Below are 16797 nucleotides of genomic sequence, written 5' to 3'. Positions count from 1 at the left end.
GCTTTTGCGGAAATAGAAAAATGAATAAGCAAAGAGTCGTAATTACAGGTTTAGGAGTCGTTGCACCAAATGGCGTGGGTTTAAGCGAATTTACGAGCGCGATTAAAACAGGCACATCGGGTATCACCTTTCACCAAAACTTAAAGGATCTGGATTTTTCATGCTGCATTGGTGGGATTCCCAATATTTCCGAAGAAAAAAAGCTGGACTATTTTACGCCTTTACAACTACGCGGTTTTAACAGTTCGGGTATTTTATATGGTTGTATTGCAGGGATTGATGCTTGGAAAGATGCTGGATTTATAGTGGCTCCGGACAGCGAATTGGACTATAACAGCGGAACTATTTTTGGAACCGGAACTTCTGGTGTGGAAAAGTTTAGGGAAGCCATTTACAAATTGGATAATAAAGAAGTCAAACGCTTGGGTAGCACTGTCGTGGTGCAAACCATGGCAAGCGGCATTAGCGCCTTTTTGGGCGGCATGTTGGGATTGGGCAATCAAGTAACCACCAATTCGTCGGCATGCACCACGGGAACGGAGGCCATTATTATGGGTTTCGACCGTATTCAATCGGGTAAAGCAAAGCGGATGTTGGTTGGCAGTTGTAGCGATGATGGCCCGTATATTTGGGGCGGATTCGATGCCATGCGTGTGATGACCTATAAACATAACGACACACCCAAACAAGGCTCCCGGCCCATGAGTGCTTCCGCCAGCGGATTTGTTCCCGGAAGTGGTGCAGGTGCCCTGGTTTTAGAATCTTTGGAAAGTGCTTTGGAACGGAACGCCACCATTTATGCTGAGGTTTTGGGAGGTGCCATCAATTCTGGCGGTCAACGAAAAGAAGGTTCCATGACGGCGCCAAACCCTGAAGCAGTGCAACGTTGTATAACGGATGCTTTAAAGAATTCCGGTGTTTCTGCGGAAGAGATTAATGTTATTAACGGGCATTTAACAGCTACTTCAAAAGATAGTTTGGAAATTGAAAATTGGACAAAAGCCTTAAACAGAAAAGGGACTGATTTCCCATATATCAATTCGTTGAAATCGATGTTGGGACATTGTTTGGCTGCTGCCGGAAGTATTGAAAGTGTGGCGACTGTATTGCAATTAAAGGAACAATTCATTTTCCCGAATATTAATTGTGATGATGTGCACCCAGAAATCCTCGATTTAATTGACGACGATAAAATACCCAAAAAACTTTTAAAAAAAGAACTTAATATCGCCGCCAAAGCCAGTTTTGGCTTTGGCGATGTTAATGGTTGCGTTATCTTTAAGAAGTATTAAATTACAGACCTCACAGGTTTTCAAAACCTGTGAGGTCTAAAAATAAATAGTAAAATTATTATGGAAAAAGTTCAATTAATTACCAAACTAAAAACAATTGTTCAACCTTATATTCAAGATGAAGAAGCGTTCAAGAATTTAACGGAAGAAACGGATTTTGTAAAAGATTTAAAAATTAATTCGGCTAATTTGGTAGATGTTATTTTAGATGTTGAAGAGGTTTTTGATATTAGAATTGAAAATGATGAAATGGAAAAAATGCTCTCAGTAAAAGCAGCGATGGATATTGTAAATGCCAAATTAGAAGCCAAATGATTGGAAACGATATGGTCGATTTACATGCGATTACTTTTCAATCCAACTGGGAACGACCTCGTTTTTTAGATAAAGTATTTACTGAAAAGGAACAACATATTATTTCTGTTTCCAAAAACCAACATCAAACAGTATGGATGTTGTGGAGCATGAAAGAAGCGGCGTATAAAATATATGTGCAGCAGTTTGGAAAACGGTTTTTTAATCCGAAAAGATTGGTCTGTCATTTGTCTTCTTCAACCACAGGTTATGTAACTATTGAAAATGAAACCTATGCCGCTACTTCCACGCTTTCTAAAAATTATATTTATACTGTTGCTACTCTAAACCATTTAGAAGATTATAAAAGTGGTGTTTTCAAAGTTGAAAACACATCATATTTAACACAAAGTGAATCACTGAAAAATCGTTTTCTTGAAACCATTTCTAAAAACATGGGCTTCAATTTTAAGGATTTGAATATTAAAAAGGATGTGGTCGGTGTGCCACAAGTATTCCATAACAATTCAAAATTGCCCATCCAAATGTCGTTAACCCATTGTGGAAATTATGGAGGGTATGCTTATTCGTAGATGCCCCTGTTTATTTCCCATTTAAAATGATGCCCAAAAAACACCTTTTCCCATTTAAGCCTGCTTCCATTATATTTTTAGCCCCCCGATAAGTTCGGAGTATTATTTTTAGCAGATACACTTAATGTTCTTCAAATATCTAGGGAACGCAAATGGCTTTTAAAGTTAAATTAATGTTCTTTATTTTTATGTTTGTTGGTTTAGTACATGACAAAAATAATCTTACATCATAAAATAACTATTAAAGTTGACCCCTCCGCCTATCGGCACCTCCCCTTGAAAAAAGGGGAGGAATTATTTAAGGAGATTTTTTTAATAATTTGATGTTAATAAATTTTTGTCATGTACTTAAGTTTGTTAGTCATTATAACTATTTTTGCTGAAATCAATCTTCAACTATGAGCGATACAAGACACAACTGGACCAAAGAAGACATTTTAGAGATATACAACAAACCATTGATGGAGTTGCTTTACGAAGCCGCTACTGTTCATCGTTTAAACCACGATCCCAATGTGGTTCAGGTAAGTACCTTGGTTTCTATTAAAACAGGCGGTTGTTCGGAAGATTGTGGCTATTGTCCACAAGCTGCGCGTTACCACACCAATATTGAGGGGAACGATTTAATGAGCGTACAGCAAGTAAAGGCACAAGCGTTAACAGCTAAGGCTGTCGGGAGTTCCCGTGTTTGTATGGGCGCTGCATGGCGAAATGTGAAAGATGGCGAAGAATTTGACGAGGTTTTAGAAATGGTGCGAACCATTAACAAACTGGATATGGAAGTGTGTTGCACCTTGGGTATGATTACCGAAAACCAAGCACAACGTTTGGCCGAAGCTGGTCTATACGCGTACAATCATAACTTAGATTCCTCCGAAGCGTATTATAAGGAAGTTATTTCTACCCGTGGTTTTGAAGACCGTTTGCAAACCATTGATAACGTTCGTAAAACCAATGTAACCGTTTGTAGTGGCGGTATTATTGGTATGGGTGAAAAAATTGAAGATAGGGCGGGCATGCTTGTGGCACTTTCAACTTTAAATCCGCAACCAGAATCCACACCCATTAATGCTTTGGTGGCCGTTAAAGGCACACCGCTTGAAGACCAAAAACCCGTTTCTATTTGGGAAATGGTCAGAATGGTAGCAACCACCCGTATTGTTATGCCAGAAACCCAAGTGCGTTTAAGTGCGGGACGCACGCAAATGAGTCAAGAAGGACAAGCAATGTGCTTTTTTGCCGGTGCCAACTCTATTTTTGCGGGCGATAAATTATTGACCACTCCAAACCCAGATGTAAACGAAGACATGAAAATGTTTGAGTTACTTGGTTTAAATCCGCAAAAGCCCTTTACTAAAAAAGTGCAACCCCAAACGGTTGAAGCTTCAGAATCCCAATTCCAGTCTTTAGGAGAAAAACCAAAATGGACCCGTCCAGAGCATATTATTGCGCGTAATGAAGCTGCTAAAGAAAAAGCAAAAGCGTTAAAGTAAATGGTCTATGCGTGCTAGTTCGCGTTAGGGGTTGCAGTGGAAAGCCCACAGCGATCCCGTCCCGATAGCTATCGGGAGTTATCGGGAGAGCGAGGACTTGTAACAAAAAACCCGACCCGAAGGGTAACGCCCAAACACATTAAAACCCATCTGTTTTTTTACAGGTTACCACTCCTAAAAATCATTGTTTTTAGTATCGCCTTTAGTCGTATTTCGCTACCTTTGCAAGCTTAAATAACCACTGTATGCTTAAAAGCAAATTCCTGATTTTTGCTTCACTTTTTGTTGCAAATTTTATATACTCCCAAGATTCCTTAAAGGTTCAAAAAATAGACGAAATTGTAATCACTTCTACCAGAATCCATTTGCCATTTGAAAAAAATTCCAGAACTATTTCTGTGATTACCTCCGACATTATTAAAAAAAGTGCAGCGACCAATCTAGCCGATTTATTACAACAAGAGGCAGGTATTGATATCAGGCGCCGAGGCACCTCGGGGATGCAAGCCGATCTATATATTCGTGGTGGGAGTTTCGACCAAACTTTATTGCTTATTGATGGCATAAAAATGGACGATGCACAAACGGGCCACCACACCATGAACGCTGCGTTGCCTGTGGATGTTATTGAACGTGTAGAAATTATAAAAGGACCTGCGGCTCGGGTTTTTGGGCAAAACGCATTTACCGGTGCCATTAATATTGTCACCAAAAAAGCTGTAAAAAATACCATTTCTGCTAATGTTGAAACGGGTTCTTACAATCAGTTAAACACAGCGGTAACGGTGGCTTCCAATCTTGAAAATTCGTCTCATATTGTTCATGTAAGTCGTTTAACATCGGACGGGTATCGTTATAACACCGATTACGATAACACCAATTACTTTATTAAAAGTATTTTGAACAAAAACGCCAGAGCCATTGAAATGATTACCAATTTCTCTGAACGGAAATTTGGTGCGAATGGGTTTTATGCAAGTCCTACCGCCATTAATCAATACGAAGAAACCCAAAATAGCTTAGTGGGATTTTCAACGGAGTTTACTTCGGAAAAATGGGATGTAAAACCTCGGGGTTACTGGAAACGCAATCAAGACGAATATGTGTTTGTTCGACAAGATCCTTCAATTTACAGAAACCTTCATATTACCGATAAAATTGGTGCCGAGGTAAATGCCTCATATACCTCTAGTGCTGGAATTACTGGCTTTGGTATTGACATGTCTAAAATATACCTAAGAAGTAATAATTTAGGTGACAGAAATCGTTTTATGACGACTATGTTTTTAGAACATCAATTTAAGTTGGCCGATAACTTGTTGGACATTACACCTGGAGTTGCGGTAACCTATTTTTCTGATTTTAAATTTCATGCCTTTCCAGGAATTGATATAGGCTATAGAATAATGGATAACTTAAAAGTTTACGGAAATATGGGTTATACCTACAGAATACCAACATACACCGATTTGTATTATAACGACCCTACCACCAATGGAAATGCTAATTTAAATCCCGAAGAAGCAGTGTCAGAAGAATTAGGCATCAAATATTTTACCCCTGCATTTACTGCTTCCATGGCGCTTTTTAATCGGGATGCCAGTAAATTGATAGATTATGTAAAAGACAATGCGCCCGATAAATGGGAGGCTACCAATATTAGAAATTTAAACACAAAAGGAGTTGAATTGAATACGGTTTACAACTTTAAAATAACCGACTTCAACCAAAGTATTTCATTGGGCTATAATTTTCTGGAAGACGATGTTAAAACTCTCAACGTAAACTTTTCGCGTTACGCCATCAACTCATTAAAACACCAATTCACAAGTCGTTTTAGCACCCAATTGGTTAAAAACTTGAGTCAGAATATTGTGTATAAATATGCCGAAAGAACCTCAGGCGACAGCTATAATGTTTGGGATGCATCTATTGTATTAAGCTTAAAACAGTTTGAAATTACTGCTACCGCAAGCAATATTTTTAATACTGAATATTCCGAAACCAATTTAGTGCCCATGCCAAAAGGCAACATGCTTTTCGGGCTGCGCTATAATTTTATCTAAAGTGTATTTAAGGTGCCATGTAAAAATAAGCTAACGTTTTCTTAACTTTGATAATCTAAACTTTTAAGCGTTGAAACTAAACTTGCAGGATATTCCTCGTGTAAAGACCATTACGAAAGAGGATTTTTTAAAGCAGTATTTTAAACCACAAAGACCCGTGGTTATTGAACGCTTTATTGAAGATTGGCCCGCTTACACCAAGTGGAACTTAGACTATATGAAAGCTTTGGGTGGCGATATAACCATTCCGCTTTACGACGACCGACCGGTAGATTATAAAGATGGTTTTAACGAACCCCATGCAAAAATGAAACTGGGTGATTATATCGATTTGCTAAAGCGCGAACCTACAAAATACCGTATTTTTTTATGGAATGCCATTAAGGAAATTCCGCAATTGCAAAACGATTTTTCTTTTCCCGATTTTGGTTTGCGCCTCATGAAAGGGATTCCCATGCTGTTTTTTGGTGGTAAAGACTCATACACTTTTATGCATTACGATATTGATTTGGCAAATATTTTCCATTTTCATTTTGAAGGAAAAAAAGAAATCATTCTGTTCGACCAAAAACAAAACGATTACCTGTACAAGGTGCCCCATTCATTAATAACACGGGAAGACATCGATTTTGCAAACCCCAATTTAGAGCATTGGCCCATGCTCAAAAAAGCACGGGGTTATAAAACCGAACTTAACCACGGCGAGGTTTTGTATATGCCCGAAGGCTATTGGCACTATATGCGTTATGTAACACCCGGTTTTTCCATGAGTTTGCGCGCCATTGCCAGAAACCCTAAAAATTTCAGTAAAGCGGTGTACAATTTATTCATCATGCGGAATTTTGATACTGCCATGCGAAGCCTAAAAGGGCAAAAATGGATTGACTGGAAAAACGAACAAGCTATTATAAAAGCGCACAAGCACTTATAAAAGGCTGTTTATTACAAAACTTATAATATCTTTGCCTATATAAAATTTAAACTCAAATCATGCAAAAATTCATTTTATTAGTAACCGTTCTAAGCGCATCGTTATTAAACGCGCAGGCTTTTAAAGGCAATGGCGACAACAAATTTCAGGTAGGTACCAGTTTACAAAACAATGCTACGGGAATTAATGTGTCTTACGATTTTGGTATTGGCCAAAACATGTCTATAGGTATATCATCGTCTTACGCTTTAGGTCTTAACAAGGATATTGAAAGTGTGGTAGATGTTAACGACCGTTTTGATGTTAAAGCACGCTTTAGCGCCAATTTAGGCAACGTTATTAATGTTGACGATAATTTTGATGTATATCCAGGGTTAAGCTTAAGCCTTAAAAACTTTGGTGGCCATTTAGGAATGCGTTATTTTTTCTCTGAAGGCTTTGGTGTATATACCGAATTTAATGTGCCTCTTGCAAAATACAATACCGATGTTTTAGATGCCGGCGAAAAATTATTCAACCAATTTACCGTTAATCTTGGTGTCTCTTTCGATTTATAAAAAACACACTTATATAAATTACAAAGCGGGAAAACTAAATGTTATTTCCGCTTTTTTTATTAAATTCTTTTGGGCGTTACCACAAGGGTCGGGCTATTCGTTACAATCTTTTTAAAACGTCATAGCAAGAACAAAGGACGTGGCTATCTGCCAATTTTCAGTGCCTTCCAAAATTTGTTTTGTCCATGTTTTAAAAAGGATTTCCACTGCTATCCCTAACGCAAAAACACTACTCAAATAATGCTTTTAGTTCAGTAGCATCACAGGGTTTCATTTTTCCGGACAATAATAAACTCAATTGTTTACGGCGTAAAGCAGCATCAAAACGTTGTTTTTCCAATTCGGTTTCAGGTAGTACTTCTGGCACTAAAATGGGCTTTCCAGTATCATCTACGGCCACAAAGGTATATATGCCTTCATTGGCTTTTGTGCGTTCGCCAGATTTTCTGTCTTCAATCCAAACATCAATAAATACTTCCATCGATGTTTTAAAGGCGCGCGACACTTTAGCCTCCACCGTTACCACACTTCCTAAAGGTACTGCCTTGTTAAAAGCCACATGGTTTACAGATGCTGTTACCACAATATTCCTACAATGGCGTCGTGCCGAAATACTGGCAGCCCTATCCATACGCGCCAATAATTCGCCACCAAAAAGGTTGTTTAATGGGTTGGTTTCACCGGGTAAAACCATATCGGTAAGAATCGTTTTGGATTGTTCGGGTGTTTTAGCTTGCATCACAATAGGTTTAATTATGTGGCAAAGGTAAAACGATTTTTAAGAAATAAGATGAATTATTCTGAAACTAAATCCAGATCTTTAACCAATAACCAAGCAGCTTCGTTGCTATTTTTTCTAACATCGCGCAATACTTTCAGGGCTTCTTCCCCTGTTTCATAACTACCATAAACTACTTCGTGCAAACCATATTTATTTACACCAATACTTCTGGCATTAAATCCTTGGGCTTTTAGTTCGCTAATAATGAGTTCGCAGTTGTCCTCAACTCTAAAAGCACCGGCAACCACATGGTAATTTCCAGATTGTTTGGTAACATTTAAGGTAATGGCAGGAAGCGGATTTAAGTTAAAAGTAGCTTGTTGTATTTTGGCTTCCAATTGTTGGGTCGCTTCTTTTTGGGCCAGTTGGTTATGTTGCTCAATTTCATTGATGTAGTAGTTTGAAGTTCCTAAACCACCCAAGGTGAGCGCAATTAAACCAACCGCGGCATATTTAAAGTAAGGTCTGGATTTACGCTTTTCTTGGGTAATTGTTAGCGGAATCACTTTTTCAATAGCTTCCACTTCTTTTTTATAAACTTCGCGGGTAACAGTTGGCGACACTAATTGTGATAGTCCAAACGAATCAGTTAAATAGTTTAATTGATACGTAGGTTCAAACAAAACCTTGCCTTCTTTGTTAAAAACAATCTCTCCTATATTTTTAAAAGTAATGGTTTCACCTTGTGTTAAATACGATTTTAATGTATTTACACGTTTTGCAATTTTCTCGTTGGCAAGCTCAAACGGAATTTTTTCTACATCGGCTATATAATGCGCCAATAGACCATCATTTTTTTGGATTTGCTCGTTAAACGACACCGTTTTTTTTGGCGGATAAAAGGTATTCGTCGCATCTTCAATGGTTGCAGAGGCGCGTTGCGTTAAAAATGCACCAAATTCGGGTATGGTAACACACTCATATCTATAGAGTAAATCGCTTATATAGGTTTCTAATTGCATAGAAACAAAGTTAAAATTTTTTGCTTTTAGATAAAATATAGAAACAAGTATTTATTAACAATACCATACTAATCTAAAAGCACAGGTTCGAGATTAAAAAACATCTTATTAGTTTTGCAAGAATCACTAAAATTTTAAATCTCAATTATTGAGTAAAAATTCTTTTATTGCAGCTTCAAAATCAATTGTATAGAATGACCGAAAACGACTTGCTTTACACTTTAGCACTGCAACATGTACCAAATATTGGTGACATTACTGCTAAACGACTTATTAACCATTGCGGGAGTGCCGAGGCCGTTTTAAAGGAAAAGAAACAAAATCTTCTAAAAATTGATGGTATTGGAAGTGTTATTTTAGGCGATTTAAACAAATCCCATCATATAAAGGAAGCCGAAAAAGAAATGACTTTTATAAAAGAGAACGATATTGGAGTTTCATATTTTAAAGAAGCTGATTATCCTGAGAAACTAAAGCATTGCATCGACGGGCCTATTTTGTTGTTCCAGTCTGGGAAAATCAATTTGGAAAAACAGCATATTATTAGCATTGTTGGTTCGAGAAAAATTACAACGAGTGGTATTGCGTTTTGTGAAGATTTGGTTGAAAAATTGGCGATTTATAATCCCATTATTATTTCAGGGTTTGCTTATGGCACCGATATTACAGCACATAAAGCTGCATTAAAACACCAGTTGCAAACTATAGGTTGTTTGGCGCATGGGCTAAACCAAATATATCCAGCAGTACATAAAAAATACATGGTTGATGTGGAGAAAAACGGTGGCTTTTTTACCGATTTTTGGAGTAGTGATACTTTTGATAAAAACAATTTTTTAAAACGTAACCGCATCATTGCCGGTTTGAGTGAAGCCACCATTGTTATAGAATCTGCCGAAAAGGGTGGAAGCTTGGTAACTGCTGATATTGCCAATTCGTACAACCGCGATGTATTTGCAGTTCCGGGAAGATCCACCGATTCACAAAGTACAGGTTGCAACAATTTAATAAAACACCAAAAAGCGCACATGCTTACTACCCCTTTGGATGTGCCTTATATTTTAAATTGGAAACTGGAAGATGAAAAAAAACCAGCCATCCAAAAACAGTTGTTTGTTGAATTGGATGCTACCGAAAAAGTAATTTACAATTACCTAAAGGACAACGACAAACAACAATTGGACATTATTGCCATTAATTGCAACCTGCCCATTTTTAAAGTAGCAGGCGTGTTGTTGAATATGGAATTAAAAGGGGTTATTAGACCGTTGCCGGGGAAGTTGTTTGAGGTTATTTAATGGGCTCTATTTAGTTAAGAATAATGTATTTAGAATTTATGTATATTTACATTTTAAAATTTGTTATATGAGTATTAAACCAATTTTTTCCGGCAAACCCTATGATATTGAAGAAATAAAAATATCGAAGGATTCTTTTACCGTAAAGATAAATGTTATTACAGGAGAGGATGGAGAATTCTGGGTTTCAATAAGCCCATCTCTTAATGTTTCGGGATATGGTAATACTAAGGAAGAAGCCCAAGAATCTTTTCATCATCATATGCAAATGTTTTGGGAAGAATTAAAAGTTTTAAAAATGGATAGAAGACATTTAATGTTAAAGAATTTAGGGTGGGATAATAAATTCTATGCAAAAAAACAATATTCAAAGGCGTATGTTGATGATAATGGATTTTTACAAGATTTGCAATTTGCTGAAATTAATTCGTTAGAAACCACAGCAGCATAGCAATTAATGGGGAATAATCGACCAGTTAAAACTAAGGATTGGGTTAGATTTCTGACAGCTCACAATTGCAAGTATTTAAGAACGAATGCATCGCATGACCATTATAAATGTCCAAATTGTTGGAGAACAGTTACTCACCGGGAAAAAGACAAAGAAATTCCAGCGATGCATCTTAGGACAAATTTAAATACGATGGGATTAACTCTTGAATATCTTTACAATTGGATCAAAGAAAATTAATACCCAACCTTCTCCCGAACCCGTTTCAAAACCCCATCAGCAACCAATCTCGCTTTTTCAGCACCTAAAGCCAAGGCTTTATCAATTTCGTTGAGGTTATTCATGTAGTAGTTATAACGCTCACGTTGGGTTGCGAAGTTTTCAACAATTAATTCGAATAAGGCTTGTTTAGCGTGTCCGTAACCATAATTGCCGTTTTCGTAATTTGTTTTCATGGTTTTAATTTGGGCATCATTTGCCAACAAACTATAAATAGCAAAACAGTTGCAGGTTTTCCAATCTTTGGGCTCTTCAAGCGGTGTGCTATCCGTTTGAATGCTCATGATTTGTTTGCGGAGTTTTTTATCATCTAAAAAAATATTGATGGTATTTTCTCGGCTTTTGCTCATTTTCTCACCGTCCGTTCCGGGAATAAGCATGGTGTTTTCCTGTATTTTTCCTTCGGGCATCACAAAAGTATCTCCAACTTTAGCATGAAAACGAGATGCGACATCGCGAGTCATTTCTATATGTTGCAATTGGTCTTTTCCAACAGGAATAATTTCGGCATCATACAATAAAATATCGGCAGCCATAAGCATGGGGTAGTTAAACAAACCAGCGTTTACATCTTCTAACCTATCGGCTTTATCTTTAAAACTATGTGCCAATGTGAGGCGTTGGTATGGAAAAAAACAACTTAAATACCATGATAATTCGGTTACTTGCGGCACATCACTTTGTCTGTAAAACACCGTTTTTTCAATGTCCAGTCCAAAAGCTAACCAAGTAGCTGCTGTGGAATAGGTGTTTTCCCGTAGCACCTTAGCATCTTTTATTTGCGTTAGCGTGTGCAAATTCGCTATGAATAAATAAGAATCATTTTCCGGTTTTTCAGCCATTTTAATTGCTGGAACAATGGCCCCTAAAATATTTCCTAAATGTGGTGTTCCGGTACTTTGTATGCCTGTAAGTATTCTTGCCATAACATTACCTGCGAAGGCAGGTATCTCATTAAGTGATTATGTGTTTTTCAGACCTCACAGGTTTTTAATCCCGATAGCTATCGGGGCTGTGAGGTCTTATTTATACTAATTCTTCTTGTAAGCTTTATGGAAGCAAAGGTAATTTTTTTAATAGAATTGCTCAATACAATTATGTATTTTTGGTTTCGATGAAGTTTATTAAATATCCTTTCTGGATTTTGTACCGCATTTGGTTCTATATTCTTGTAGGCTTGCCAATCCTTATCATGTTTCCTGTGCTTTTAATTTCAATTTTAAAGGAATCGTGGTATCCATTGTTTTTTAGAATTGCGCGGGTTTGGGCAAAAATAATTTTAATAGGCATGGGTTTTCGGTGGAAAATTGAAAGAGAACAAACCCCTGAAAAAAGCAAAAGTTATCTATTTATTGCCAACCATACTTCTATGGCAGATATTATGCTTATGTTGGTATCGGTTAAAAGCCCCTTTGTTTTTGTTGGAAAAGCAGAACTAACCAAAATTCCGCTTTTCGGATTTTTTTATAAGCGTACCTGTATTTTGGTAGATAGAAGTTCTGAAAAAAGCAGAAAAGCCGTTTTTTTAAGAGCCCAAAAACGATTGAAATCGGGTGTAAGCATTTGTATTTTTCCTGAAGGTGGCGTACCAGAAGAACATATTATGTTAGACGACTTTAAAGATGGTGCTTTTAGGTTGGCAATCAATCATCACATTCCCATTGTGCCCATAACTTTTGGCGATAATAAAAAACGTCTTTCATATACATTTTTTAGCGGTGGACCTGGAAAAATGCGTGTGAAAATCCATAAATTTTTATCGACTGAAAGTTTAACCATTAAAGATACGAAGGCTTTAAATGAAAAGGCGAAGGCTATTATTTTGAAGCAATTAGAAATGTTTCATACAGATTATGACAATCCTGCAAGGTCAAAATAATACCTTGCAGGAAATAGAGACGCATAAAAAAACTGCTCTGGGGCGAGCAGTTTTCTTCGAAATTGATTTCCGAGCTTAATGGAAACCAATATCCAGATCTAACCAAAAACCTAGAATTTAATGGCGAATCCGGTGTAAACCCCTATAAAATACGGAGTAAAATCACCAGAAGTATTATTGAATGTATTGATTTGATATTTAAACATAGGCTCTATATTCAAATCTATTTTTTTTGACGCTTTGTAGTTAAACCCAAGTCCAACATTCGCACTATAACTCACTTTGTTTATATTATTCGCTTCTCCTAAATAGAGTTTTGAACCGCCTTGGGCTTCAGAATAAATTTTATTGTCACTTAAAAAAAACGAACTAAAACCCCCAATTACATTCACGCTTAACTTTTTGTTGGAAAGTGCGTATTGAATTTCCAAAGGCACTTCAATATACCCCAAATCTTGATTTATAGAGGTGTTTGTGGTGCCAAAAGACTCCGGTTTTGCATTCAAATTCTGCCCGCTAATAATTGAAATATTATCGCTAGTAGTGCTCCTAGGACTAGCATCAAGATTTTTTAAGGCGCGTTTGGTGGAACTTATGCCAACCGATTGAAAAACAACCACATTGTTAGTGTTATAGCCCAAATTTACCCTGTTGATACCAGAGCGCACCTTCAATTTATCATTAATGGCATAACTCGCATTAATACCGTAACTCATATTCAATTCTCCTGTTTTGGAATTGCTATTAAACTGTGGGTCTATAGAGGAGCCTTCGCCTAAAGTATTAAAATAAACAGGTGCCGCATTTGGGGCAATACTCCACCTGTTTAAGTTTTTTTCCTTTTCAATTTTATCTTTGGTTTCATCTAAAGCCTCTTCAATAGTGAGCGCGTTTTTATTTGTTTTTTCATCTTTAACCTCGGCAATAGGAGTGTTTTCTTTTGAAGCATTAGCGATGGATTCTTTTGCTTTATCAGTAGCAATTAACACTTGTTTATCTTGAATAGTTTCTTCCTTATTTTCAGAATTATTCAAAACCCCTGTATTATTTACCGCATTGTTTTTTTCTTCGGAATGGGACGCAACAGCATGATTGTTTTTTGTGCTCAATAAACTATTGGTAGCATTCGATTTTTTATATGAAGCCGTATTTAACTTACTTTCATTTTCATTTTTTACTGAAATAGTCTCTGCTACCGATGGTTCTTTTGAAGGATTGGAAACGTTTGATGAAGGATTGGAAGCATGGGCTGAATGCTCATTTCCAGTGGACCCATTAATAGCTTCCACCTTGTTTTTTTCAGAAGGATGCTGTTCAACAGCAATTTCAGTCTCGTTTGAATTAATTATTTTTCCAGATTTTTCAGATTTCTGTTTTGGCAAGGTAGCATCTTCAGTTTCCACCACTTGATTTGGATGCGTTTCTTCCGGAGCATTAAAATAAATACCTCCAACAGTTAATAGCAGCAACAATAGAGCTGCTGCGCCCGCATAGCGCCACCAAATGGGTATTACACGACGTTTTTTCTTGTCTTTGTTAAGTTGGGCTTCAATATGTTCCCAAACCGCATCACTGGGAGTCGCCTCAAAATCTTTAAAGCGCTCTTGAAATAATCGGTCTATATGTTTTTTATCATTCATTATAATGATTGTAAACTTTGTGTTGTTTTGTAATCTTCAATGGTTCGCTTCAAAATCTGTCTAGCACGTGCCAGATTGGATTTTGAGGTGCCAATGTTTATGTCTAGCATATTTGCTATGTCTTTATGCGAATAACCATCCAGTACATATAGGTTAAAAACCAATCGGTACCTATCTGGCAATTCTTGGATAATCTGTAAAAGATAGTCGATGGATATGGCATCTTCATCAACCTCCACTTCAGCCTCATCAATGGTGTTTTCGTTTACAATATCAAAAACCTTTTCCTTTCGATACTGCTGTAAAACCGTATTTATGGTTATACGTTTTAACCAACCTTCAAACGAGCCTTTGTTTTTATACTGTTCAATTTTTTTGAAAATCGTTAAAAAGACGTCCTGCAAATTATCTTCGGCTTCGGCATAGTTGCGCGAATACTTTAAGCACACCGAGAAAAGTTTACCCGAAAAGAGTTTGTACAATTCACTTTGTGCTTTAGTATCATTACTTTTACAATTTTCTATGAGTTGCTCTAAACTCAAATTAAACACGTATTAATTAATACTTAAACTTAGTTTACTACCGGCACTTCAATAATTAAGTATTGATCTTCTCCATTGGCGTCCTCACCTTGCCAAAACTTAAAGATATAAGAGCCATTACCTGTAACGATAAAGTTAAAAGTAGCTTCTTCTGAAACAGCATCCAAAGTTTCGCAATTATTATTTTCTAATACGTATGTTACGGGGGCAACCGTTCTTTCATTAAGATTTTTGGAATAGTAAAATTCTCTAAAAACGTGGCAAGTAGAGGGTTTTAAATACGTAACCGTAATGGGGTATGTTTTTCCTAATTCAAATTGATTAGGAATATCAACACTCTCTACAGGTAAAATCTCGAAGCTGTAATTACTGCTATTGTCGTCATCTAAACTACAAGAAGCACATAAAATTAAAGCTAAACTTAGGGCGATTAACTTTTTCATAATAATGCAATTTATGTTCAAAAATATATGTTTTGTATAACATAGATGCATTTGTGCCTAAAAGGTTGCGTATAGAAATAAAAAATCCCGATTAATCGGGATTTTTTAACTTATTCGCCAGCAGAAGCTGCCTTGGCTATTTTTCTAACCTTGGCTTCGAGTTCGTCCATAAGTTCTGGATTGTCCTTTATTAGTGCTTTTACAGCATCGCGACCTTGACCCAATTTGGTTTCGTCATAACTAAACCAAGAACCGCTTTTTTTAATGATTTCGTTTTCAACGGCAATATCCAAAATCTCACCAACTTTCGAGATGCCTTCGCCGTACATAATATCAAATTCTGCTGTTTTGAATGGTGGCGCTACTTTGTTTTTAACCACTTTTACACGGGTTTTATTCCCGGTAACACTGCCATCGGTTTCTTTTATTTGGGTAGAACGACGAATATCCAATCTAACCGATGCATAAAACTTTAACGCATTACCTCCAGTGGTAGTTTCCGGATTGCCGAACATCACCCCAATTTTTTCACGTAATTGGTTAATGAAAATAACGGTACAATTGGTTTTGCTGATGGAACCCGTTAGTTTTCTTAATGCTTGTGACATTAAACGCGCATGCAGGCCCATTTTAGAGTCGCCCATTTCGCCTTCAATTTCACTTTTTGGTGTTAGTGCCGCCACAGAATCTATCACAACAATATCAATGGCGCCCGAACGGATTAAATTATCGGTAATTTCTAAGGCTTGCTCGCCGTTATCTGGTTGGGAAATAATCAAATTCTCTAAATCAACGCCTAATTTTTCAGCATAAAACCGATCAAAAGCATGTTCTGCATCAATAAAAGCAGCAATGCCACCCGCTTTTTGTGCTTCGGCAATGGCATGTAAGGTCAATGTTGTTTTTCCTGAAGATTCCGGACCATAAATCTCAATAACACGTCCACGAGGATATCCGCCAACGCCTAACGCGATATCCAAACCAAGAGAACCCGACGAAATGGCATCCACGTCAACAACCGCTTGGTCGCTCATTTTCATTACCGTTCCTTTCCCGTAAGCTTTATCTAATTTATCTAATGTAAGTTTTAATGCTTTTAATTTTGCTTCTTTTTCGCTGCTCATTTTTAATTTTATTTTCTGAAGTAATGGATGCTAAAATACTATAAGTTTTGTCATCTTACAATTTTATAACGCAACCTTTATGAACATTTTGCATCTACCTTAAATCCGCAAGCGATTAATTTGCTATTTTAAACATTTATTTTATGTGGTAAAAGTAATCTTTTCGGATAAT

Annotated in this window: 17 protein-coding genes; 10 read left to right on the top strand and 7 right to left on the bottom strand. The window is 36.9% G+C overall.

All coding sequences use genetic code 11. The features are described from left to right. The first annotated feature begins 20 nt into the window (after positions 1 to 20). The 7 genes from ACU1LP_RS11550 to ACU1LP_RS11520 all read left to right on the top strand — a co-directional run bounded on the left by ACU1LP_RS11550 (position 21) and on the right by ACU1LP_RS11520 (position 7226). Positions 21 to 1292 (top strand): beta-ketoacyl-[acyl-carrier-protein] synthase family protein, encoded by a 1272-nt coding sequence (locus ACU1LP_RS11550; RefSeq protein WP_445736344.1) that lies wholly within the window; start codon positions 21 to 23, stop codon positions 1290 to 1292. 60 nt (positions 1293 to 1352) lie between these two features. Then, a complete protein-coding gene (locus tag ACU1LP_RS11545; protein WP_445736343.1) occupies positions 1353 to 1607 on the top strand; it encodes an acyl carrier protein in 255 nt (84 codons plus the stop codon). Further along, a complete protein-coding gene (locus tag ACU1LP_RS11540; RefSeq protein WP_445736342.1) occupies positions 1604 to 2179 on the top strand; it encodes a 4'-phosphopantetheinyl transferase family protein in 576 nt (191 codons plus the stop codon). Before ACU1LP_RS11545 ends, ACU1LP_RS11540 begins: the two co-directional genes overlap by 4 nt. 398 nt (positions 2180 to 2577) lie before the next feature. Continuing rightward, positions 2578 to 3672, top strand: coding sequence for a biotin synthase BioB (bioB, locus tag ACU1LP_RS11535; protein WP_445731560.1), 1095 nt, complete (start codon positions 2578 to 2580; stop codon positions 3670 to 3672). 245 nt (positions 3673 to 3917) lie between these two features. Next, a complete protein-coding gene (locus tag ACU1LP_RS11530; protein WP_445734067.1) occupies positions 3918 to 5738 on the top strand; it encodes a TonB-dependent receptor plug domain-containing protein in 1821 nt (606 codons plus the stop codon). 70 nt (positions 5739 to 5808) lie between these two features. Continuing rightward, complete coding sequence (locus ACU1LP_RS11525; protein WP_445734066.1) at positions 5809 to 6669, top strand: cupin-like domain-containing protein; 861 nt, start codon at positions 5809 to 5811, stop codon at positions 6667 to 6669. Positions 6670 to 6728: 59 nt separating this feature from the next. Continuing rightward, positions 6729 to 7226, top strand: coding sequence for a DUF6646 family protein (locus ACU1LP_RS11520; protein ID WP_445731563.1), 498 nt, complete (start codon positions 6729 to 6731; stop codon positions 7224 to 7226). Between the two features lie 229 nt (positions 7227 to 7455). Here ACU1LP_RS11520 and ACU1LP_RS11515 read toward each other — a convergent pair whose 3' ends face one another. Continuing rightward, entirely contained in the window at positions 7456 to 7965 is a 510-nt protein-coding gene (locus tag ACU1LP_RS11515) for an acyl-CoA thioesterase (protein ID WP_445734065.1), read from the bottom strand. Positions 7966 to 8021: 56 nt separating this feature from the next. Continuing rightward, on the bottom strand, positions 8022 to 8969 hold the full coding sequence (locus tag ACU1LP_RS11510; protein ID WP_445731565.1) for an HU domain-containing protein: 948 nt from the start codon (positions 8967 to 8969) through the stop codon (positions 8022 to 8024). Between the two features lie 194 nt (positions 8970 to 9163). Here ACU1LP_RS11510 and dprA point away from each other — a divergent pair, with 194 nt between their 5' ends. After that, positions 9164 to 10267, top strand: coding sequence for a DNA-processing protein DprA (dprA, locus tag ACU1LP_RS11505; RefSeq protein WP_445734068.1), 1104 nt, complete (start codon positions 9164 to 9166; stop codon positions 10265 to 10267). Between the two features lie 67 nt (positions 10268 to 10334). Then, a complete protein-coding gene (locus ACU1LP_RS11500; protein ID WP_445731566.1) occupies positions 10335 to 10718 on the top strand; it encodes a hypothetical protein in 384 nt (127 codons plus the stop codon). A 236-nt stretch (positions 10719 to 10954) separates the two neighbouring features. Here the strand turns inward: ACU1LP_RS11500 and trpS are convergent, their stop codons facing one another. Beyond that, on the bottom strand, positions 10955 to 11923 hold the full coding sequence (gene trpS, locus ACU1LP_RS11495; protein WP_445736341.1) for a tryptophan--tRNA ligase: 969 nt from the start codon (positions 11921 to 11923) through the stop codon (positions 10955 to 10957). 188 nt (positions 11924 to 12111) lie between these two features. On the opposite strand from trpS, the gene ACU1LP_RS11490 reads away from it, so the two are divergent. After that, on the top strand, positions 12112 to 12876 hold the full coding sequence (locus tag ACU1LP_RS11490; protein ID WP_445736340.1) for a lysophospholipid acyltransferase family protein: 765 nt from the start codon (positions 12112 to 12114) through the stop codon (positions 12874 to 12876). Positions 12877 to 12986: 110 nt separating this feature from the next. On the opposite strand, the gene ACU1LP_RS11485 is transcribed toward ACU1LP_RS11490, so the two are convergent. The 4 genes from ACU1LP_RS11485 to recA form a co-directional block, all read right to left on the bottom strand. Continuing rightward, positions 12987 to 14516 carry a hypothetical protein gene (locus ACU1LP_RS11485; protein WP_445731571.1) on the bottom strand — a complete coding sequence of 510 codons (1530 nt, stop codon included), beginning with the start codon at positions 14514 to 14516 and terminating at the stop codon, positions 12987 to 12989. Beyond that, on the bottom strand, positions 14516 to 15058 hold the full coding sequence (locus tag ACU1LP_RS11480; protein ID WP_445736339.1) for an RNA polymerase sigma factor: 543 nt from the start codon (positions 15056 to 15058) through the stop codon (positions 14516 to 14518). The genes ACU1LP_RS11485 and ACU1LP_RS11480 overlap by 1 nt, the downstream gene beginning before the upstream one ends. Before the next feature lie 29 nt (positions 15059 to 15087). Beyond that, positions 15088 to 15501: a hypothetical protein gene (locus tag ACU1LP_RS11475; RefSeq protein WP_445731573.1), complete on the bottom strand. Its 414-nt coding sequence runs from the start codon at positions 15499 to 15501 to the stop codon at positions 15088 to 15090. A 110-nt stretch (positions 15502 to 15611) separates the two neighbouring features. After that, positions 15612 to 16625, bottom strand: coding sequence for a recombinase RecA (gene recA / locus ACU1LP_RS11470; RefSeq protein ID WP_445731574.1), 1014 nt, complete (start codon positions 16623 to 16625; stop codon positions 15612 to 15614). Positions 16626 to 16797: the final 172 nt, after the last annotated feature.

It is taken from the genome of Mariniflexile sp. (genome assembly GCF_052728615.1).
This window is presented reverse-complemented; position numbering and strand designations above follow the sequence as displayed.